19 protein-coding genes and 1 pseudogene are annotated in these 20579 nt (G+C 68.4%); 9 read left to right on the top strand and 11 right to left on the bottom strand.

The window, feature by feature from the left end:
• The first annotated feature begins 14 nt into the window (after positions 1-14).
• Positions 15-176 (top strand): hypothetical protein, encoded by a 162-nt coding sequence (locus ACFYW3_RS38230; protein ID WP_389388913.1) that lies wholly within the window; start codon positions 15-17, stop codon positions 174-176.
• Positions 177-442: 266 nt separating this feature from the next.
• On the opposite strand, the gene ACFYW3_RS38225 is transcribed toward ACFYW3_RS38230, so the two are convergent.
• The 8 genes from ACFYW3_RS38225 to ACFYW3_RS38190 form a co-directional block, all read right to left on the bottom strand.
• Positions 443-589 (bottom strand): hypothetical protein, encoded by a 147-nt coding sequence (locus ACFYW3_RS38225; RefSeq protein ID WP_389388912.1) that lies wholly within the window; start codon positions 587-589, stop codon positions 443-445.
• Between the two features lie 1236 nt (positions 590-1825).
• Positions 1826-2449: a hypothetical protein gene (locus ACFYW3_RS38220; protein WP_389388911.1), complete on the bottom strand. Its 624-nt coding sequence runs from the start codon at positions 2447-2449 to the stop codon at positions 1826-1828.
• Positions 2450-3050: 601 nt separating this feature from the next.
• Positions 3051-3905: a transposase family protein gene (locus ACFYW3_RS38215; RefSeq protein ID WP_389388910.1), complete on the bottom strand. Its 855-nt coding sequence runs from the start codon at positions 3903-3905 to the stop codon at positions 3051-3053.
• A 31-nt stretch (positions 3906-3936) separates the two neighbouring features.
• Positions 3937-4488, bottom strand: coding sequence for an SMI1/KNR4 family protein (locus ACFYW3_RS38210; RefSeq protein ID WP_389388909.1), 552 nt, complete (start codon positions 4486-4488; stop codon positions 3937-3939).
• 158 nt (positions 4489-4646) lie between these two features.
• On the bottom strand, positions 4647-5099 hold the full coding sequence (locus ACFYW3_RS38205) for a hypothetical protein (protein ID WP_389388908.1): 453 nt from the start codon (positions 5097-5099) through the stop codon (positions 4647-4649).
• A 253-nt stretch (positions 5100-5352) separates the two neighbouring features.
• Positions 5353-5604 (bottom strand): hypothetical protein, encoded by a 252-nt coding sequence (locus tag ACFYW3_RS38200; RefSeq protein ID WP_389388907.1) that lies wholly within the window; start codon positions 5602-5604, stop codon positions 5353-5355.
• 318 nt (positions 5605-5922) lie between these two features.
• Entirely contained in the window at positions 5923-7542 is a 1620-nt protein-coding gene (locus ACFYW3_RS38195) for a sulfatase-like hydrolase/transferase (RefSeq protein ID WP_351759841.1), read from the bottom strand.
• Positions 7543-8246: 704 nt separating this feature from the next.
• On the bottom strand, positions 8247-8726 hold the full coding sequence (locus ACFYW3_RS38190) for a MarR family transcriptional regulator (protein WP_351759843.1): 480 nt from the start codon (positions 8724-8726) through the stop codon (positions 8247-8249).
• Positions 8727-8843: 117 nt separating this feature from the next.
• Here ACFYW3_RS38190 and ACFYW3_RS38185 point away from each other — a divergent pair, with 117 nt between their 5' ends.
• Together ACFYW3_RS38185 and ACFYW3_RS38180 are read left to right on the top strand one after the other, a co-directional pair.
• Entirely contained in the window at positions 8844-9218 is a 375-nt protein-coding gene (locus ACFYW3_RS38185) for a DoxX family protein (protein ID WP_389388906.1), read from the top strand.
• A 47-nt stretch (positions 9219-9265) separates the two neighbouring features.
• Positions 9266-9874, top strand: coding sequence for an ester cyclase (locus ACFYW3_RS38180; protein ID WP_389388905.1), 609 nt, complete (start codon positions 9266-9268; stop codon positions 9872-9874).
• Between the two features lie 565 nt (positions 9875-10439).
• Here ACFYW3_RS38180 and ACFYW3_RS38175 read toward each other — a convergent pair.
• Both ACFYW3_RS38175 and ACFYW3_RS38170 read right to left on the bottom strand, forming a co-directional pair.
• A complete protein-coding gene (locus ACFYW3_RS38175) occupies positions 10440-10871 on the bottom strand; it encodes a hypothetical protein (RefSeq protein WP_389388904.1) in 432 nt (143 codons plus the stop codon).
• Between the two features lie 281 nt (positions 10872-11152).
• Positions 11153-11878 (bottom strand): hypothetical protein, encoded by a 726-nt coding sequence (locus ACFYW3_RS38170; RefSeq protein ID WP_389388903.1) that lies wholly within the window; start codon positions 11876-11878, stop codon positions 11153-11155.
• Between the two features lie 171 nt (positions 11879-12049).
• Between ACFYW3_RS38170 and ACFYW3_RS38165 the strand changes: the two genes are divergently transcribed.
• From ACFYW3_RS38165 to ACFYW3_RS38145, 5 genes and pseudogenes are all read left to right on the top strand, one after another.
• A complete protein-coding gene (locus ACFYW3_RS38165; RefSeq protein WP_389388902.1) occupies positions 12050-12634 on the top strand; it encodes a DinB family protein in 585 nt (194 codons plus the stop codon).
• Positions 12635-12785: 151 nt separating this feature from the next.
• Positions 12786-13247, top strand: a complete 462-nt coding sequence (locus ACFYW3_RS38160) for a hypothetical protein (protein WP_389388901.1) — start codon at positions 12786-12788, stop codon at positions 13245-13247.
• 431 nt (positions 13248-13678) lie between these two features.
• Positions 13679-15480, top strand: a pseudogene (locus ACFYW3_RS38155) (Tn3 family transposase); the annotation flags it as partial.
• A gap of 147 nt (positions 15481-15627) precedes the next feature.
• Entirely contained in the window at positions 15628-17028 is a 1401-nt protein-coding gene (locus ACFYW3_RS38150) for an SMI1/KNR4 family protein (RefSeq protein ID WP_389388900.1), read from the top strand.
• Positions 17029-17612: 584 nt separating this feature from the next.
• Positions 17613-18431: a hypothetical protein gene (locus ACFYW3_RS38145; RefSeq protein ID WP_351759893.1), complete on the top strand. Its 819-nt coding sequence runs from the start codon at positions 17613-17615 to the stop codon at positions 18429-18431.
• A 238-nt stretch (positions 18432-18669) separates the two neighbouring features.
• Here ACFYW3_RS38145 and ACFYW3_RS38140 read toward each other — a convergent pair whose 3' ends face one another.
• Positions 18670-19653, bottom strand: coding sequence for a hypothetical protein (locus ACFYW3_RS38140; protein WP_389388899.1), 984 nt, complete (start codon positions 19651-19653; stop codon positions 18670-18672).
• Between the two features lie 145 nt (positions 19654-19798).
• Here ACFYW3_RS38140 and ACFYW3_RS38135 point away from each other — a divergent pair, with 145 nt between their 5' ends.
• Entirely contained in the window at positions 19799-20161 is a 363-nt protein-coding gene (locus ACFYW3_RS38135; protein WP_389388898.1) for a hypothetical protein, read from the top strand.
• The last annotated feature ends 418 nt before the right edge of the window (positions 20162-20579 follow it).

The following is a 20579-nucleotide window of genomic DNA, read 5'->3' as shown; positions in this document are numbered from 1 at the left end:
CCGGAGTTCCACTGATGCTTGATCGGCTCGCCCACTCCATCGATCTTCTTGCGCAAGGTCTTCTCACCGAGCTGCCCGCGCAGCTCGTCACTGCGGCCGTTGCAGCTGCCGGCGCTGCCGCTCTGCGGACGTGGCGTCGCCGTCGTCCGGGCAAGCCGGACGACGGCGACGTCTGACACACAGATCCCACGCCCCCCGGGCGCCAGCGGCCTCCGAGTGATGGTCAGCGTGTGAATGACGTGGCTGTTCGCCACTCGTGTCAGCACCAGTGCGTCACGGCCTGTCAGACGACTTCGGGGGCTTCGTGGGGCCGCGGACGATGCGCCGGCGGCCGTTTCTGCTCCGATCACGAGTGAAGTGCTTCGCCGCATCCCGCTGGGCCAGATTGTCGCCCGTGCCCAAGCCGAACTTGCTGACCAGTCGTGGAAAGACGAGGGCGTGATCACTCTTGGGCTCGGGGGGCCTCCGCTCCGCCGCAGGTCTCGCCCCAGCGTCCGTACGAGCTCTGGAGAACGCCGGGGCACTCGCGCAGCCCGCGCAGCGCGGCTGGCCGCCGCTCGATGGAGAACTCCTTCACCGCTTGGCTCACGCCTATCTCCGTGAAGCCGTGAACGGTCCGGGGCTCCACCGGCGCCTGGCCGATCTGTCCGACCGTCCGGAGCCGACCATCAAGGACTGGATCAAAGCAGCCCGCGTGCGCGGCTGCCTCTCCCCTGCTGTCCCCGGGCGCCGCGCGGCTGGCCCGGGTCCTCTCTCCTTGGCCGCCCCGAGAGTGGACCGGGAGCGGACCGGGAGGACCGTCAGCATGAGCTCTACAACGCGCAGCGGGGGCTTGCCCAGGGTGACCTAAGGCTTGCCCACGGTGCCAGTGAGAGGCTTGCCCGGGGCGGAAGCGGGAGCGCCAACCGCGGGCCTTCTCGGCTATCTCGGCCTCCAGGCGATCGCGCTCGGCCTGGTCCGCGGCCGCGACCGTCTTGGTCTCGCACGGCTCGCACAGCCTCGGGTGCCACCGGTGGCCCGGAGCCAGGGAGAGGCGGGTTTTCTCCCATCGGTCGTTGTCGAACTTCGTCCCGCAGCCGGCACAGGCAGGGCGGGCGGCCTCGCGCTCGGCCCGCTTCTGCTCAGCCGCGCGGCGCAGCTGCTCCTAGTCCTCCTCCTGTTGTGCTCGCGCGTTCCGCTCGGCGGGCCAGGGCGGTGTCTCGGCGGGGGGTGCCGATCGCGTCGCGCAGGGGCTGCACGTGGGTGCGGCCGAAGCGGAGGAAGGCCGGTCCGTTGGGGCCGTACTCGCGCAGGTTGCGCAAGCCGGTCGCGATGATGGGGATCTTGCGGTCGTAACCGCTGTACCCGTCGGCCGGCTCACCCGCCCACAGCGGCCGGGTCAGCTCCTGGAGCCGTGGGACGGTGCGGTTGGGGTCGCGGGCGCCGATGTGGTTGAAGACGATCAGGACCGGCGGGTGCGGGGCCTCGCCGAACTCGGCGACGCGCGGCGAAGCTGTTGAAGTACTCCCGGTTCTTCAAGCGGCAGCTCAAGGACACCGACGGCAAGGACACGGACCAGGTCCACGGTGCACTTGTCCGCGTCCGACGGGAGCAGCCGGCCCCACTCCCAGTACCGGTGCCACTTCTGCACCAGGTCGTGGGCGTCCTCGCTGGCGCCGACGCCGCCAGGCAACAACCCGACGCGGCCCGTGCCGACGATGGACCGCCGAAGAACCTTTTAGCCGAAGCGCGGCAGTTATCACCGATAGAGCTGATTGACCTGGTGTATTACCTGATTGCCACGGATCCTCGTTCAGGACACCACGGCCGGCAGGTAAACGATCTCTCAGTATCCCCAGCTGGCGTAGATGGTGACGTTCCTGCCATCGTCCCTGGCTCCGACGCACACGTCACGCCAGTCGAGCAGCCAGCCGCTGGAGCGGCAACTCTCCTGCTGGAGGCCCAGTTCCCGGATGATCTCCGGACGGGACATTCCGTCCTCGCCAGTCACCGTCGCGGCGCGCCAGCAGCCGCCGGAACCGCAGCTGGTGCCTTCGTCAACCATGCTGATGCCTGGCGGCAATGAGGGGAGGGCCTTGGACGGCGGGGCGTCCGATCCTTCGCTGATCATCAGCGCGTACAGGAGGCCGACCACGAGAGTGAGGGCGAACTGCATCCCCAGAAAGCCGATCGCTCCGTTGCGGCGAGAGATCCATTGCGGGGGAGGAGAGTTCTCGTGCCGTCCTTCCAGTCCCGCGCCGCAGGCGATGAGCAGGGGCGCGAGAGCCGTGAACACGAGATGGGCGTCGGGTCTGGGGGCGTCGATCCAGCCATGTTGGACACTGATCAGCAGACTGGCTCCGGCGAGCAGCGTGCCGCCGATCGTGAAACCGACGGAGCGGGTGCGGGCGATCGTCATCCAGACGACAGCGGGCGCGACAGCGAAGAGTATCCCCAGGACGATCAGCATGTACTGGGGGACGTGCGGCCCAAAGCGCCTGGTTCCACACGGTCGGGGCTCGCCTCAGACCCGCAGGACCGTCGTTCAGGCCGTGATTGCGACGAAGTCGTCGTTGACGATGTCCTGTCGCAACACACCTGTCAGATGGCGATCCGTCTACCCGCCCGGGTGCCAGGTCGTTTGAGAAGACGGAGGACCGGAGTTCTCAAACGACCTAGCTTCCGCCGGACGGCGCAATCCTCGTCAGGCCGAAGGCCATCACCGCCCAGATCCGACGTACGGGGCACACATCGCTGATCAGCGCGCGACGCATTGAGAATCCGACAGCACGAACGAGAAGCAGTGAGAATCCGACAGGGGCAGTGCGACAGGACAGACGAAGTCTCACCTGTGCGCGCGTACGGCCTCGCCGGTGACAACATGCCTGCCTATGTGACAGCTATCGCGCTTCGCCTCAATCTGCTGGGTCAATCACGGAGCTGTAGTGGAGTACTAGGTGGAGTCCACTGAGCCTCCGCCAACTTGAAGGCGCAGGCCTAAGGGCTGGTGTGACCGGCTCTTGGTGTACTCACGCTGGTCGTGGGCGGGAGTCTGCGGAGTAGATCGTTTGTCAGCGGTTGACTTCGAGGTTCGTCAGGACGAGCAGGGCGCGCAGGAGGCGGGTGGCGCGGGCGGGGTCGGTGCGGAGTTTGGTGAGGGTCCGCCAGTTCTTGAGGTGGTCGAAGCCGTGCTCGACCGGTGCGCGTCCGGTGGCGGGGACCCGGTTGGCGGTCTTCTGGCCGGGGGGTGAGCTTGTGGGTGCGGGAGGCTGTGTGTGGGTGCGGGAGGCTGTGAAGCCGGTGACGATCACGGGGTCGTGGACGTCGTTGTCCAGGCCGCGGAAGCCGAGGTCGGCCAATGCCCCGAGGCAGGCGGCGCGCAGGTGGGCCAGGATGTGGTCGTGGCGGGCGGCGGTGTTGTCGTGGGTCCGGCCGGGCCGGGCGGCGGATATCCAGATCAGGCGGCCTCTCTCGTCGGTCAGCGCGAGGAAGTGAAGGCCGTGGCGGCGGTGTTTTCCGCAGTAGCTGCGCCGGTCCGCCTTTTCCGTGCGGCGCTGGGTGGGGATGAGGGTGCCGTCGATCAGGACGACCTCCCCGCCCCGCTTGGCGATCTTCTTCAGGACGCGGTCCAGGCGGGGGGCCTGCGTGGCGAGCAGGTTGATCAGTTCGTCGCGCCGGCGGCGGACCGTGGACTCGGACACGTCGTTGCCTCCGGCCATATCGGCCAGGCGCTGGTCGTGACGCAGCACGGCCAGGACGATCACCGCGATCTTCCCCGGCGGCAGAATCCGCCACCTGGACCGAATCGCCGTCAGATGGCAGCGCAGCAGGTCGGCGAGGTGGTCGACGGTGCGCGTGGACAGCGGCAGACGGCACTGGCAGACAAGCTGGAAGGTGTCCACGGCGCGTTCTTTGGTTTTCGTCACACAAATCCAACGACTGCCACGGACAACCCGGCTACGCCCGCACTACAGCCTTCCAGCGGTTCCTCCAGTTGACGAAGGACACCTCGTCCCGCATGACCACGCTGATCTTCTGCTGCCGAAACGCCTTGTCGCCCAGAAGCCTGTGAAGGAACTCGGCCATCCCGAGGGGGTGCAACTGCATCTCCGGGTGGGTGTGCCTCCCGCAGATCAGGACCGGCCATTGATCGGGGTCACCGTCCGTGGTCACCCAACAGTAGATGTCCGCCCCCGACGTGGTGGCCCACGCCACGATGGACGCCGGGTCCAGGTCGAAGTCGGCATCGTCGCGACACAGCTCCCATACCTCGCGGGCAACCTCCGTCTCGTCCTGCAAGCCTGGGCCCTCCCGGTAAGGCCACCCGTCGGCATGCGGTGCCGGCAGCAGGACGTTGATCGTCTCGTTGATCGCCCCCGACCCGTAGACCTCCATGAACCGGACGTAGTCCGTGGGGAACCGAGTCCCCCAGATCGCCTCGACCTCGCTCCAGTCGATCCGCTCGTCCACCCCGTGGGCCACCGGCATGAGTTCGGCAAGTGCCGCCATCGCGTTTCTCCCGCGCATGTCCCACCGTTCATCCAGCCACCGCACCGCGCGGCGTGTCGTATCCGAGGGCTCAACTTGCGTGAACCACACCTACCACGAATCTCCAGGGGCGCCGCCGCCGGTGTCCCGACAAGATCCTCAGGCGGCGGCACGCCTTGTCACAGGCAGGTGGTGAACCGGCCATCGGGCAGTTTCCGCAGCCATCTGCGGTCGGCCAGTCTGACCAGCTTGCCGCGCAGCGGTTCCAGCTTGGCCCGCACGCTGACGTCCACCTCCAGCATCTCGCCGATCTGCCGGGCCATGACCGGTCCGGCGGCCTGCTGCACGGCGGCGAGGATGCGCTGGTAGTCCGGCGGGAGCTTGGTCTCCTCCACATCCGGCGTGCGGTGCGGAATCAGCATCACCGCCCGGCCACCCACCTGCCCGGGCATCGGCGCGGCCGAGGCGCGTTCGCCGGCGAGCTGCTCGTTCACCGGCTCAAGGACACGTTCCGCGACAGCGAGTTCGTTTCGCTCGGCCCGCACCTCCACCAGCTGCTTGGCGAGCTGTTCTTCGAGTTCGTCGAGGTCTGCCCGCCGCGCGGTGATCCATTCCAGCAGCTCGGGATCCATGCACCGCATGGTAGAAGGCCGCCTGGCCACAGCGGGCAGAATCCGGCGAACCGACCACTCCGCCAGATGGTCTACTGCGCAGACTGCCGCCCACGACCAGCGTGAGCAACCCGACCACCGGTCACACCAGCCCTTTGACCTGCAACTTCAAGTTGGCAGAGGCTAACTCCGGGACGATGCCGTGCATCCATGCGGAGAGTGCGCGACATCGTCGGTGCGCACCACCGCATCGGGTGCGTGGCATCGGGTCCACTCAGTGGCCGGCCTCCCGGCCCCGGTGCGGTCCGGGCTCTGGCGTCCGGTGCGCCTGCTGATCGTCCCGGCGCACCGGACGCACCGGGCGCACCGGGTCGGCGTCGTCCTGTTCGGTGTAGCGGGTCGCGCGGGTGCGGGAGTCGCCGGCCGCCTTGGTGAACGCGTCCTGAAGGTGGCGCAGCCGCTCGGCAGTGAGGTCGAGGGCTTCGACGTCGGTGCGGGACTCCCGGAGGGCCCATAGCGCCGTCATGTCGATCGCCCCCGCGTCCGACCTCCGGCTCCTGGTCCTCGTCATCGTCATCGAGGTCGGCAGCCGCGGCCGCGAGCAGCTGCTCGGGCATCGCCGCCTGCTGGTGCGCGAGGACGTCGAACGCCCGGCCCCGCACGGCGGTGGCAGTGGCGGTGGTCCGCAGCTTGTCCCGCACCACCGCGCCGGCGAGGACAGCGCGCTCGTACTGCAGCGGGATACGGGGGATCTCCCACTCCCCCGAGTCCTGGCCCGATGCCCAGGGTTCGCCACCGGTTCGCCGGAAGCGCAGCAAGTGGGGCCGCAGTTCCTGGATGGGGGTCAGCGTCCTTGCGCGGTGAGTGTCTCGGGGCGGTGGTCGTCGCCGTGCCAGGTGGGCCAGCCGAGCAGTTGGGGTCGTTCGGTGACCCAATCGCGGGCGTCGGGGCCGATCTCGGCGTCGATGAGGTCCTCCAGCAGGGCGCGGTAGCGCTCGACGAGGTCGTGGTGGGCGGGGTCGGTGGCCAGGTTGTGCAGCTCGGCCGGGTCCTGCTCGCGGTCGTAGAGGACGACGTCGTTGTCGGCGAGCAGCGCGTCGGTGTCGGTGGGGCGGTTGGGGTTCAGTGGGGAGAAGTAGCGGCCGAAGGTGTAGCGCTCGTCAGAGTAGGCGCGCAGGAAGCCGCGTTTGTTCCAGTCGGGGCGCAGGTCCCCGGATGCGACGCGCTTCGTTGCCTCTGGGTCGGCGAACTCGAACCAGAATGAGGCGTCGAGCGTTGTGATCGACTCGACCGCGTTCAGGATCCCTTGCCGTACGGGGCGGCCGTGGAGCACGGGCATCAGCGAGTGGCCCTTGAGCGCAGGGTGGTGGGTGGCGGTTTCGGTCGCATCGATGCCGGCGATTTCCAGCAGGGTGGGTGCGATGTCGACGGATGAGGCGAGGGCATGGGTGCGTCCGCCGCCGGGTACGTCAGGGTGGGCGATCATCAGGGGGACGTGGAAGTTCTCGTCGTAGACGAGGTTCCCCTTCTGGCGTAGCCCGTGGGAGCCGGCCATCTCGCCGTGGTCGGAGGTGAAGACGACGACGGTGTGGTCAGCCTGGCCGGAGGCCTCCAGGGCGTCGAGGACGAACTCGACGCTGCGGTCCACATCACGGATGGCGTTGAGGTAGAAGTTCAGGCCGTCGTGCCAGTGCTCGTCGTTGGCGACCGGTCCGAAGATGGTGTCCAGCATCCGTGCGTACTCGGCGACCGCGGGTGCCGCGCCGGAGAGGTCGTCGTGGAGGCTGGCGGGGAGGTCGACGTCCCAGCGGCGCTGGTAGACGGGGATGTTCGCAGCCGCGCGGGTGACGACGGCGTGGGCAAGGCCGAAGGGCAGCTGGACCTGGGGGCGGCCGCCGTAGTCGAAGCTCATGATGTCGTGGGGGTTGACGAAGTTGACGGCCATGAACCAGGGCTGGTCCTCGCGGACGACCGGTGCGCGGTTGCGCAGCCAGCGCACGGCCTGGCCGGCGATGACGGGGTCGAGGTTGAGGCCGGCCCAGGCGCCACCGTCGATGTCGCCCCAGTCGTTGAACTCGCTGAAGCCGTAGGGCTCCAGGGCGTCCGTGGTCGGGCCGGGGTTCTCGGGTGTCACATAGCAGTTCGAGAGGTGCCACTTGCCCTGGTAGGTGGTGTGGTAGCCCGCCGCGCGGAGCATGGTGCCAAGGGTGCCCAGCGCGGGGTCGAGGGGGCGGATGTAGGGCATGTTGTCGTTGTCGTAGATCTCGGTGAGCGGCAGGTGCTGGCCCGTGTAGATCACCGACCGGGCGGAGCTGCACTGCGCCGAGGCGGTGTAGTAGCGCTCGAAAGTGGTGCCGCGGGCCGCGATCCGTTCCCGGGCCGGCAGTGAGTACCCCTCGGGACGGGGCAGGGAAGCACGCTCCTCGTCGGTGACGATCAGCAGGATGTTGGGGCGACCGGTCATGTCTTGCCCTTCGCTCGCCACGCGTCGACGGGGAGGTCGGACGGAGGTTGACCGCATCGCGCGCGCTGGTATGGACGTCGTCGAATCTAGGGCGGGGGGGTCGGTCGGAATCGTTGGGGACGCGGTCTACCACGGCCGGACGGGTGATCCGCATCGCCCGCAGGGGCCGAACAGGATCCCGCTCATGAAACCCAGGTACCGCTCGCGCAGTTGGTTGGTGACCGGTCCGACCGCTCGGCCACGGGCTCGAGTGCTGGGGAACGGGCTCGTCGTGTGGCGTCATTCGCCGCCACCCGTCGGGCCGGCGTGCACGTCGGGGGCGTCGTAGCGCACCTGGCGGTGTCGGGACGGAATCCTGTGGCCGTAGGCCAGCGGGGTGTGCGCGGCGGACGCGGGCAAGGGATAGCGGCGCGTGCTCCCAGTGGGCGGAGACGGTCAGGACGGCCCTGGGTTTGGGCAGGATCTGGGCGCAGCCCAGGAGCCGGCGCGCCCAGGGGCGGTCGTCGAGCAGTGGCGGGGTGTCGTGGCCGGCGTGGAGGGCGGGCAGGGTTTCGTCGGCCGGGTCCTGTCGCGCTGGGCGCGGGCTCGGTGCAGGGTGACGGCCAGGAAGTCGTCGCAAGCACCGGCCGGCATTGCGGGAGCGGGCGCCGTGCACACGATGAGTCTTCCGCGGGGCGGGACGGACCGGTGGGTGGGGTGCAGCGTCATTGCGGACAGGTGCCGGTGGGGTCGATGGTCTGGTTGACGCGGTGGCCAATGGCGCGCAGGGTCCGCTGCTGGGCCCGGGTGAGCGGGTCGAAGACGAGGCGGCGGACTTCCTCGACATGGCCGGGGGCGGTGGCGGTGACTTTCTCCCCGCCGGGATCCGTGAGGACGGCCAGGATGTAGCGGCCGTTGTCCGGGTCGGGGGTGCGGCGCACCCAGCCCTGCTTCTCCAGGCGCTTGACCACGTGGGACAGGCGCGAGAGCGAGCCGTTGGTGATGACCGCCAGGTCGCTCATGCGCATGGTGCGTTCGGTGGCCTCGGAAAGAGTGGCGAGGACCTGGTACTCGAAGTGGCTGATCTGGGCGTCGCGCTGCAACTGGGCGTCCAGAGCGTTCGACAGGTTGATCACCATGGCGGCCAGGGAGAGCCAGGTCTGCTTCTCCTCGGCGTTCAGCCAGCGGGGCTCATGCGTGTCCATGACCTCATCTTAACTTGATTCTTCAAGTCGAATCCAGCCCTTCACGCTTGACGTTTCAAGTGAGACGGGGCTAGCTTCGGACTTGAAGGTTCAAGTCGACGAATGGGGAATCCCCTGATGAACACCACCCTGTGGGTCATTTCCGGCGTGCTCGCGCTCATGTTTCTGGCGGCCGGACTGATGAAGATCAGCCAGCCGCGAGCCAAACTGGCCGCCTCCGGAATGGCCTGGACCGCGGACTTCTCCCCGGGGGCCGTCAAGACGGTCGGCGCCGTCGAGGTGCTCGGTGCCGTGGGGCTGATCGTCCCGGCCGCGCTCGGCGTCGCGCCGGCCCTGGCGGCCTGGGCCGCCTTCGGCCTTGCGGCGACCATGCTGGGCGCCACCGTGCTGCACCTGAGCCGCAAGGAGGCGGCCGCCCTCCCGGTCGCCCTGCTGCTGCTCGCCCTGACCGCCGTCGTGGCCTGGGGCCGCTTCGGCCCCTACGCCTTCTGAGCCCCACCCCCTCCCCCCAACGTGATCTCGTAGGAAAGGAATTCGAAATGATCCACCACCGCAACGTCCTGAAAGGCGCGGGCACCGCCGCCCTGGGCGCCCTCGCCCTCACCGTGGTAGCCACCGGAACCGGCCTGGCAGCCTCGGCCGCAAGTAGCCCGGAACCGCTCGGAGACCCGGCATCCACCTCGCAGAACGAGTCGCACTGGCCGAGCAACCTGACCCACCAGGAGCGCAAGAACCTCAAGACCTTCGACGACCTGGACTTCAACGCCTACTCCGGTCAGCAGTGGGACCGGATCGATGAAAGCCACGCGAAGAACATCCGCGTGCACTGGCCCGACGGCCACTACACGGACGGCCTCGAGCAGCACATCGCCGACATGAAGAACCAGTTCCTGTGGGCGCCGGACACCCGCATCACCGAGCACCCGAACCGCATCGCCAAGGACAACCTGACCTCCGTGACCGGCGTCATGCAGGGCACCTTCACCCGTCCCATGCCGGACGGCAAGGGCGGCTTCATCCAGCCGACCGGCAAGAAGTTCTCCATCAACATGGTCACGGTCGGCATCTGGAACAAGGCCGGAGTCATGGAAGAGGAGTTCCTCTTCTGGGACAACCAGACCTTCTACAAGCAGCTCGGCCTCGCCTGACCCGTTGCGTGGCCCGGCGATGCAGGAACCATCGGGCCACGCAAAAACGAAACCCCCTGCCCCGCCACCCACCGCAGCCGCGCCTGAGGCGGGAGGCCGGGCCCTGCCCCGTCTCCCCGACTGCCCGACTGCCCGACTGCCCGACTGCCCGAGCCATCCTCCGCCCCGGGAGGCGGGCCGGGCACGATCGCCACTCCGGACAGCCGGCCTCACCGACAGTGGGAGGCGAACTGAGCCCAGCCGCCTCTCCCCTGTAGCCGCGATCACTGCCCCGTGCCCGGTCGCGGCTACTCGTCGGGTGCCCGGTCTGCGTCGCCGTCTGTCACGGGAGTGCCAAGCCAACGCGGGAACGGGCCCGAAGCCGCTGTCATCTGGCCGAGGGCGATGCCCACGACGACCACGCAGCAGCCCCCGAGCATCCAGGAGAGCAGGGTGAAGACGTAGCCGAGGGATCCGAACTGGGCTGGCCGTTCGCCGAACCCGCGAGGGGCCAGGATACTGACGGTGACCTTCGTCAACACCGCTTCCGCGTCAGGTCAGGGCCGTGATTGTGCACCTACGACGTTCACGGGCACAACTTGCCGCCGGGGTTGTCGATGCAGTTCATGTACCAGTTGGTCCATGTGCCGTTGGAATTCCGCATACGGAACCAGGACTTGCCGTCCGCGCCGATGGCATCAATGGTGATGGGTGAGGTGCTGCGCTCCTGCCTGGGCTCGACGCCGATGCGGCTCTGGACCCATCCGCCCAGGGACACCCAGCCGTTCCAGGAGCCGTTGGGGCGGTGCCAGTTCGTCCACACGGCGTGGTCGGTTCCGACGACGAACTCCTGCACCGTCCCGTCGAAGAGGATCGTCTGTGAGACGCCGTACTCACAGACGTACGCACCTCCGTTCCCGTGGCATGTCGACGCCTGGGCCGGCGCGGTCGACACCGCAAGGCCGACCACGGCGGTGACCGCGACGAGGGTGGCCTGCAGTTTTTTCGCTCTGAACAAGGGATGCTCCCGAGGAGGGTGGAGGGCTGGCATGTACGGAATCGGGCGGGGGTGCCACCGATACAGGTCCCAGTGTCCGGTTCGCCGCTAACGTTCCGCTGACGTTTCTCTGCCGCCCCGCCGACCTGTCGCTCATAGCAGCGCTCAGTAGTCATCCCCGTCACCAACGTCAGCGCTTGGACGGTGTTTAGCCGATGACGTACCCGATCGGCATCACCGAGCACCACCGGCTACGACGTCGGCGATGATCCGCATGGGCCGTTGGATACTCGTTGGTGCGGTCAGGCAGTGGCTGCGAGCATGCACGCATGTTGTCGCTGAAAATGAACGACGCCGCGGTTCGACTGTTGGGAGTGCTTGCCGGGCTCACCGACGTCATACCGCCCGGAGGACTTGCACCGGGTCTGCGGGATCAGCTTGCCCCCGGGATCAGCCGCCGTGGAGAGGTGCTCACCTGGGCCGGCTCTGTTGGGAACTCCGATGACGCTCCCTCGTTCTTGAAGGATCTCACCGGCTGGGAGTGCTACAACAGTTCCTTCCACCTGGAGGATCTCGTCCCCGTTCATGTAGCTCTCGTCGATGGCGGTCCGCAGATCACGGAGGACGATCAGCGAATCCTGCTCCTCCATGGCATCGCATTCGCCTTGGAGTTCGGCCAGCTCGTCTACGGGCTTGAGCAACCCACCCCAGTGCGCTGCATCGTCGCTGCGAATGAGACCAATGCGACGTTCAGGTTCCACCAGATCCGGTCTGGCGAGTTCTGGAACTACCCCGAGCTCGACAGATACCAGCTGGAGAAGATGGTCGTGGTCGACTTCGAACCCGATCGGGCCTGAGGCGCACGCCTTCACCCGCACTCCACTGGTGCAGAGAAGATCGAGCGCGTAGGCACCGGACCCGATGTGCGCGGCCGGGGTGCCCTCGGCGGTCACCGGATGGAGGGGGTGCGCGCCGGTCCCGAGGTTGTAGAACTCGCGCTTGCCGACCAGGTCGGCAAGTATCGGCAAGCCCGGATATTCAGGTGCAGGGAATAGGAGGTTGTCTCACGTGGACAGGTTCCTGAGCTCCTTGCAGCAGGTCGGGGCGGTGACCAGAGCTGACCACGGCTCCGCCAGTCGTTGCGGACCGCGCGTACGGGATCTTGAGGCCATGAGCAGCCCATGGCAGGCTCGTGCCGCATGATCGATGATTTCGCGAAAGACAACCTGCACATGAGACTGCGGCGGGACCGTGAGGCGCTGCTCTGGAAGCTCGACGGCTTGTCCGAATACGACGCGCGCCGGCCTCTGACAGCGACCGGGACCAACCTCCTCGGCCTGGTCAAACACGTGGCCACGGTCGAGGCCAGGTACTTCGGTGAGGTCTTCGACCGCCCTTATCCGGAGCCGCTGTGCCGGTGGCAGGACGCCGACAACAGCGATCAATGGGCGGCCGAGAACGAGACACGCGATCAGATCGTCGGGTTCTACCGGCGCACGTGGGAACACTCGGACGCGACAATCAACGAGCTTGCCCTCGACGCCCCCGGCCACGTGCCCTGGTGGCCGGAGCCTTATGCCGACACGAACCTGTTCGCCATCATGGTCCATGTCCTCGGCGAGACCATCCGGCATGCCGGGCACGCCGACATCCTGCGCGAGGGCGTAGACGGCCGGACCGGGATGCGCGCCGAACACGAGCAGCCGATCGACGAGGAAGCCCGCGCAGCCTACTTCGCGAAGATCCAGCAAGCCGCCAGCACGGCCGCACCAACCAACGCTTAGGGGGCTATTCCACAACGTGATGTGATGGTCGAGCGGCATGGTGCCGGTCGTGAGTGGGTCATGATCGATTGTGCACCTCGGCTGCATAGGCGGTTCTGACGGCCCCGGCTGACCAGCGATCGGCAGCCGAGGGGCTGATCCCGAGGAGGCGTTGGAGAACGCCCGGGGGGATCTGTGCGCAGAGGTCGAGCAGGGCCGCGCTTCGTCCGGCTTCGGAGAAGAGTCCGATGTTTCGAAGGCGGCGGCCGAGTTGCTGGCTGGTCATCGGTCTTCCGGGCATCTGGAGCGACGGGAAGAGCCAGGGCGCGTTGTGCTCGTTCGATATCACCGTGCGTTCGTGGTCGCGTGCGAGGTCGACGAGCTGGAGGACCAGGCCGTCCATGGGCGGCTTGATCTTCGGCGGGAGTTTGTTGAGGCGGAGTGCGACGCCGTTCTCGTTGTGGATGACGTGGTCGACGGTCAGGCGGCAGGTCCTCGCTGGGAACTGGCCGTAGAGCAGGACCATCAGCCCGGCGACGCGGTCTCTGGTCTCGATGGAGTCGTCGTTCAGGAGCCGTCGGGCGGTAGCCCAGCGTTCGTCGGCGTCGAGTGGGCGGTGGTAGGTCCGCTGTGACTTGTTAGGGATGTTGATGTTGGTGGCGAGCTTGCTGCGGACCGCCCAGCGGACGAACGGTCGTGCGACGTAGGGGCCTTGGTTGTCTTCCGAGGTGAGCCAGAGGTCGATGAGGGGCTGTCGGCAGGTCGCCAGAGTCTCCTCCTGGCCCTTGATCCAAGTGAGGAAGGTAATGGCTTTGGCGATCTGGGTTCGGGCGATGTCGCTGGTGAAGGAGGAGATCGGTTTGCCGCGGGCTCGTCGTCGGATGCGAGCGATGCGGTCCCAGCGAGCGAACGTGGTGATCAGGCGGCGGTCCTCTGGATCTTCGATGGCAGCGGTCTTCTGCTCGATCCATCGCTCCAGCCGTGCCAGGTACTCGTCCCGGACCGGGAGAATGCCAGCGGAGACCAGGACGGCCCGGAAGTACTCGACGGCCAGGTCCCGATGCTGTCAAGGTCGTCGACTTCGGCGCCACCCCGGAAGGGGCGCCGGTCCTGACCGCGCTCCAGTCCTCGCCGGACCTGATGGGACGCAAGAAGGTCGGCCCCGTTGAGATCGACACCGGCCTACTCGTCGGCTCATGACGGCGCCTGGTGCTCTCGGCACCGCACCTGGAGCCGGGCACGGTGGACTGGAAGGCGTACACGTTCTGCGTGCTGGAGCAGCTGCACCGGATGCTGCGCAGCAAGCAGGTGTTCGCGAAGAACTCGTCGAAGTGGGGGGACCCGCGTGCGAAGCTGCTGGACGGCGAGGCGTGGGAGCAGGCTCGGCCTACTGTACTGGCCTCGCTCGGGCTGCCCGGCGAGGCCGGCGAGCACCTGGCCGGGCGGGCCGCGTTGCTGGACGGCACGTACCGCGAGGTCGCCGGGCGGCTGCCGGACAACGCGCAGATCGTCTTCGACGACGACGGCCGACTGCACTTCGCCGCGCTGGAGCCGGAGCCCGAACCGGCCTCCCTGCTGGACCTGCGGGCGGCGGTGAACGCGATGCTGCCCCGCGTGGACCTGCCCGAGGTGCCGCTGGAGGTGTTCTCCTGGACCGGCGCTGACCAGGCGTTCACCTCGGTCACCGGCGGCGAGGCCCGACTGAAGGATCTGCACGTCACGATCGCCGCGCTCCTGGTCGCGCACGGCTGAAACGTCGGCTACACCCCGGTCATCGGCGGGGTCGACGCGCTGAAGTACGGCGGCTGTCCCACGTCGACCAGACCTACCTGCGGCTCGCGACCTACCGGGCCGCGAACGCCACGCTCATCGAACACCATGCGTCCATCGACCTCGCGAGCGCGTGGGGCGGCGGCCTGGTCGCCTCGGTCGACGGGATGCGGTTCGTCGTCCCGGTCCCCTCGGTGTACGCGCGGCCGAACCCGAAGTACTTCGGCCGTCGAGGCGGGGCAACTTGGCTCAACATGATCAACGACCAGGCGGCGGGCCTGGGCGGGAAGGTCGTGGCCGGCACCCCGCGCGACTCCCTGTACGTGCTGGACGTCCTCTACGACCGCGACGGAGGCAAGCGCCCGGAGATGATCGTCACGGACACCGCCTCCTACAGCGACACTGTCTTCGGGCTGCTCACGCTCGCCGGATTCGCGTACGCGCCGCAGGTCGCGGACCTGCTGGATCAGAAGATGTGGCGCATCGACCGCACGGCCGACTACGGGGCCTTCCAGGACGCGGCCCGTGGCCGGGTCGGCCTCGCCCGCATCGAGCGGCACTGGGAGGACATCCTGCGGATCATCGGCTCCATCCACACCGGCGCCGTCCGCGCGTACGACGTGATCCGGATGCTGTCCCGCGACGGGCGTCCGACCCCGCTCGGCGACGCGATCGCGCACTACGGGCGGATCGCGAAGACCCTGCACATCCTGCGGCTCGCCGATGAGCCCGGCTACCGGCGGCAGATCAAGGTGCAGGCCGACCTTCAGGAAGGCCGCCACGCGCTCGCCCGGAAGATCTTCCACGGCCGCGCCGGGCAGCTCTACCAGCGCTACCAGGACGGCATGGAGGACCAGATCGGCGCCCTCGGCCTCGTCCTCAACGCCCTGGTCCTTTTCAACACCCGGTACATGGACGCCGCCGTCACCCAGCTCCGCGCCGCCGGCCACGAGGTCCGTGGCGAGGACGTCGCGCGCCTCTCCCCGTTCGTGCGGCACCACGTCACCATGCTGGGCCGGTACTCCTTCCAGCTCCCCGACCTGCCCGGCGGCCTGCGGCCCCTGCGGGACATGAATGCTGCCGCCGACGAGGAGTAGGTGCCGACGCGAGGTGATCGGGCGGAAAGTCGGACCGGGCCGTACGCGGTGACTCCGATCCATGGATTGCGAGTCCGGCTGCCCCCTTTGTGAGCAGCCCTGCCTCCTGTGACACCGGGTGTCAGCCGGCCCGCGTACGGTCTGCGCATGGCTACTCAGAAACCCCCCGGGCAATCGATACGTGACTTCGCGACCTGGCAGCCCGTGCTGAGTCTCTTGCGGGCCGCCAAGGCAGACAAGGCCGGTGCCGAGCCCATGCGCGTGGCGGGTCGCATCGGGCGAAGCGGTTGGAGTCTGGCCCTCCCGCACCCGGTGCCACCGCCCGGTCGAGCCCTCCAGACCGAGGACATACAGGACGAGCTCGACGCGGTGGAGCGGGTGCAGACCGCTATGACGGAGGTTGGTGTCGACGACGTCTCGTTCTCGGCGAAGATCGAACCGACCGGGACGACCGTGCTTCGTCTGCTCGGCTCCAGCCCGGCGGTGGAACCCGGGATCGGAAACCCTCATCCCGGTGCACTCATCCTGATCGAAAACTCCCTTCCCGAGCCTTGGTGCCGCCTCCCCGATCCGACGCACGAAGCGAGGCCGGCCTCCTCAGCGGACCCGGAGTTGCTGGAGCGGACGCTGCGGGAACGGCTACCCGACGCCATCGGCGCGACGGAGGACGAGATCGCCGCCGCCGAAGCACGCCTGGGCGTCTGCCTGCCAGAGGAACTCAAGGTGCTCTACCGGGTGACCCGGGCGCGCTGGGAGGACTGGGGCGACGACTACGAGACCGCAGATGGTGTCTTCGAAGCGGTGCGCTGCGAACTCTCCTCCGTGGACGACCTGTACATCGCCGAGGCCTCGACCCGCCACTGCCGCTGGGAGCACGCTGCCATGGAGGCGGTCGTCACGCGCCCCGACGCCGCGGTACAGGGCGTCGTCGGGTCACCCGGGTGGATCGTATTCGGCGAGAACGGCGGAGGAGACCAACTGGCGGTCGACCTGACGCCCGGCCCCCGCGGACACACCGGGCAGATCATCCTGCTCAGCCACGAGGAGAGCATCGGCGCCGAGTTGCTGGCCGACTCGCTCACCGGCTGGGTCCTGGACCGGGAGACGCACGAGCGCCGGCACCGCAGAGAGGAGCCACCGCTCGTGGCCCACGTCAACCACGCGAGCATCAAGAGCGTCAGGGAAGCCGCCCACCCCGGCCTGGAAGTCCTCTCGATCGGAGTGTGGGACGGCGCACCGTTCAGCCTCGCCCCGGTCATCGGGCTGCCCCGCCTGCGCACCCTCGCCGCGTATGCCGGAACGCTCGCCGACCCGCTGGAGATCGCCGAGCTCACCAGCCTGGAATTCCTGGAACTCGGCCCGCAGGATTGGCGCGTCCTTCTGGATGCCGGCGCCGTCCCCCGGAGCCTGTCGGCTGCGTCCATCAAGGCGTACGGCGACCAAGACCCCCTGCCCATCGTGGCCATCGCCAACGACATTCTGGCTCTCTGGGACCGGCCCCAGATCATCCAGACTGTCCTGGAAGGAAACCTCGAACCCCTTACATAGGGTCGCAAAGCCAGGCTTTTCACTCCTCTGGCTGAGGCGGTCGAGAACGTCCTTCGCTCCGAGGCGGCCGACAGCGGGATCACACGCCTGCGCTGGTACTACTTCTGCCCCGACCGTCCTCACCGAGGTCGGCGACCGGCTGGGCGTTCCCGTCCGAACCCACGGCCGCATCGTGTAGCACCCGCAGACAGTCGTCGCCCTCGACGAGCTGGGCTTTCGCTGGTGAGGGACACGCGCGTCGTGGCGGGTGCGTGCGCGAGCCGGCCGGCTGCGCCGCGCGGACGCGTCGGCTACAGATGGACGCGGGGTTCGTGGTGGCCGGCCCCTGGATGGTCGCCGTCCGATGGCGAGATCGACCCCGACCGGGAACTGGGTGAGGGGCTCGCCGTCCAGTAGTCCCGTGGTCATCCGATGGCCAACTCACCCCAGGGATTCACCTCTTAAGAGGTGAATCCCTGGGGTGAGTTGGCCATCGGGCGTACCAGTCCCGAGGCCGGGCATCGGCTCATTCCGGAAATCCGGCGCACTGTCGAGTGTTCAGGACCGAGAATCGGCGCCACGTACACCAGGAAGGCACCGCAGTGATGGACAACCTGATCTTCGAGGAGCCGATCGGCTCGGCAGCCGTCAGCCCTCGGGACAACAGCCTGCTGCTCGTCAAGGCCCTAGGCACCCACACGCTCCAGCTCACCCTGGACATCCACGTGCCGAAGGCGCCCGAGGCAGGCCGCGTACTGATTCTGGAGACCAGCCTCCAGGCCCCACACGGCAACGGCATGCCCATCGCCCTGGCCGCCTCGAATGCCACCCTCGCCTTCCGTTCTGACCAGCGCACGGATCACAAGTTCACCTATACGTTGACGAACGCCCAGCTCCGCGCGCTGGACGAGAACCGCTCGGGCGACCTGCGCCTGGAGATCGCAGTTCGCGCGGTACTCCCTCAGGCTGCCGCCGGCCTCTACCCCGGCAGCACGGACATCCGGCTCTACCTCACCGTTGCCGAGAGCACCTGGAAACGGCAGCTCGAAGGCCTCGGCCCCTCACTCGCCGTAGAGATGTCCGTGCCCTTCCCCGCAGCCGACGAGCCTCGCCGCGAAGCGGTCCAGTACCTGCTCAGCGCCCAGAGCCGGCTTCGCGGTACCCCGGACATCGACGGCGCTCTCCTCGACGTCCGCCGCACCTTGGAGTACATCAGGGAGAACAGCGGATGGCCCCAGCCCTCCTCCAGGAAGGAGTTCGAGCAGTACACAAAGGAGGAACGCTGGGCCGCGACGGGCAAGGCGTTGGAGAGGCAGGCCAGTGGCGCCCTGCACAAGGACGTCGTCACCAAGGAGTTCACCTACACCCGTGAAGAGGCGGAGACCATGATCGCTGCGACGGCCGCCCTGCTACGCCTGATCTGAACCCCCTTCCTGCACGCCGCGTACCGTGCGGCAAGGAAACGCGTTGTGGCCGGGCCAGCCCTCCCGTAAGCCCGGCGCACCGCCCCGTATCCACCGATCCGCCGCCCACCCCCGTCACCGTCGTCATGCCCGACGGGTAGACGCTCACGCATTCGGAGATGTCGCGCGGGTTATCTGGCCAGACTGACCATCCGCGGCCGGGGGCCCGGTGACCGTTCGGCCGCCGGGCACAGGGCTGTCAGCGTTGTGGTTTACGGGGCTTGGGCTGTTCCGGGCCGGCGCCGCGCCGCCTCAGGTGACCGGCCTGTTCGGTGCTACCGGCTGCGGGTTTCGTGGGGCGCTTGGCCGTGGTGGACCGGCTGCGGGCGGCCGATGCCGACACCCCAGGCCGCGCGGTCGGCTTGGGGCGGGCCAGAGCCTCCCCCAGCTTCCGCATGTCGGGGATGTTCACCTCTGCCGCCGATGAGGTCTCAGCGGACGGCGGAGTGCCGCCCCGGCCACCCCGAGGGGCGCTGTAGACGAAGGCGTCATCGCCCGTGTCGGTGGCGGCATCGGCCGGCGGGACCCACAGCGGCAGCTCTCCGGCAGGCTTGGCAGCGGGGGGGCCAACGGGAGCCGCGGCCGGGCGCACGTCCACGCCGGGCGATCCGCCCTGCCGCCCGACGTTCGCCGCGTCCTTCCCGCCGGTGACGTCGGCCTTCGCCGTGGTGCCCGGATTCGCTGGTGATGCCTGCGGGGCCACCGCCTGCGCTACAGGCTGCTTCGCCGGAGCCGGCTGACCGTACGCCGGATCCACCTGTACGGGCGTTGCGGGCGTAGCCGCGCGTTGTGCGGCGTGAGCGGCCTGCACGGCGACCACTGTGGCCCGGACCCGGTCCTGGAGCCGCTGAGTGTCGAGCAGCAGGTGCGCGAGCGGGTAGGCCATCAGTCGACGCTCAGCGTCGTCGACGTCGTCCGACAGACCCATCCCCCACCCATTGACCGCCGGCTCGACCTCCAGCACATGGGCATCCATCTGCTGGGACGTGTGGCGGTCGGCGACGGCCTGCGCCATGCGGGCCAGCCGTTCGTCCAGCGCCTGGAATTGGGGCAGTTGCGCATAGCCGGGGGTCAGCTCGCCGGCCGCGTCCGCGACCCGGCCGCGGTTCGCCAGGGCAGCGGCCCGCAATTCCTCGCGCAGCACCTCCGCCGCCGTCGCCGGGTCGGTCGTCGCGACAGGCATCGTGGCGCATCGCGTGCGCGAGCGCGGTCAGCACCCGCCCGTCCTCGGACGTAGTGGTGGACTTCAACTTCTCGGCCAGGTCGAACATCACCGACCGGTCCCGGCCGGGCTGCCCGTACAGCAGCACTTCCCAGAAGTTGCCGTGATGCGCGGAGACCTTCTCGATCTGCTCGTACTGCTCCGCGAACCCGCCGAAGCCTTCCACCGCCTTGGGGACCGTCCCCAGGCCGCTGGCCTGCACCAACTGGGCCTTCGCCAGGGCAAGCACGGCCGGGGAGACCTCTCCTCCCAGGCGCCGGACGACCTCCTCCACCGGCGCCGCCTCGTCCCGCCCGTCCAGGGCCTTCACTGCCTCGGCGGTCATCGTCGCGGCCTTCGCCAACGCCTCCTGGGCCGGGCCACCGTCGTCGAGGTTCTTGAGCACGGTGCGGTAGTTCCCGATCAAGGCCTCGACGATTTCCCGCTCGGCGAGCCGGATCTCCTCCAGCTCCTTCTTGTGCCTTCTTGATTTTCATGGCGACCCGCTTGCAGAACATCGTCGCCAGACCGCACCGCGCGCCGCCCCCGCGTCGTGGCCCGCGACGCGGCGAGCGGCACGGAACTCGCCGCCTGCCCGTTCTTCACCATCCACGACAACCTCGGCATCGAGGTCGTCTGCCGCTTCTCCCTGACGGCGGGCTGAGCGACAGGGCCCCCGCCCGGGAGCCCGTCCGCCGCGCCGTTCACCCCCACGGCATCGCCCGGGCGGACGAAAGCCGTTGTGAGGGAGTGCCGCCACCGATTCCGCGACAAACGCCATGGCTCGGTAAAGGTTCGCGGTTGTGCCGTGGTTTGGCTTTGCAGTCAGCAATGCGGGGTTGATAGACATGGAACACCAGTGCGGGCTGTGGTTGTTTGAGCGGCCTGCTGTGAGAGGGGTGACGGGG

The sequence above is a fragment of the Streptomyces sp. NPDC002602 genome (genome assembly GCF_042889445.1).
GTDB lineage: Bacteria > Actinomycetota > Actinomycetes > Streptomycetales > Streptomycetaceae > Streptomyces.
This window is presented reverse-complemented; position numbering and strand designations above follow the sequence as displayed.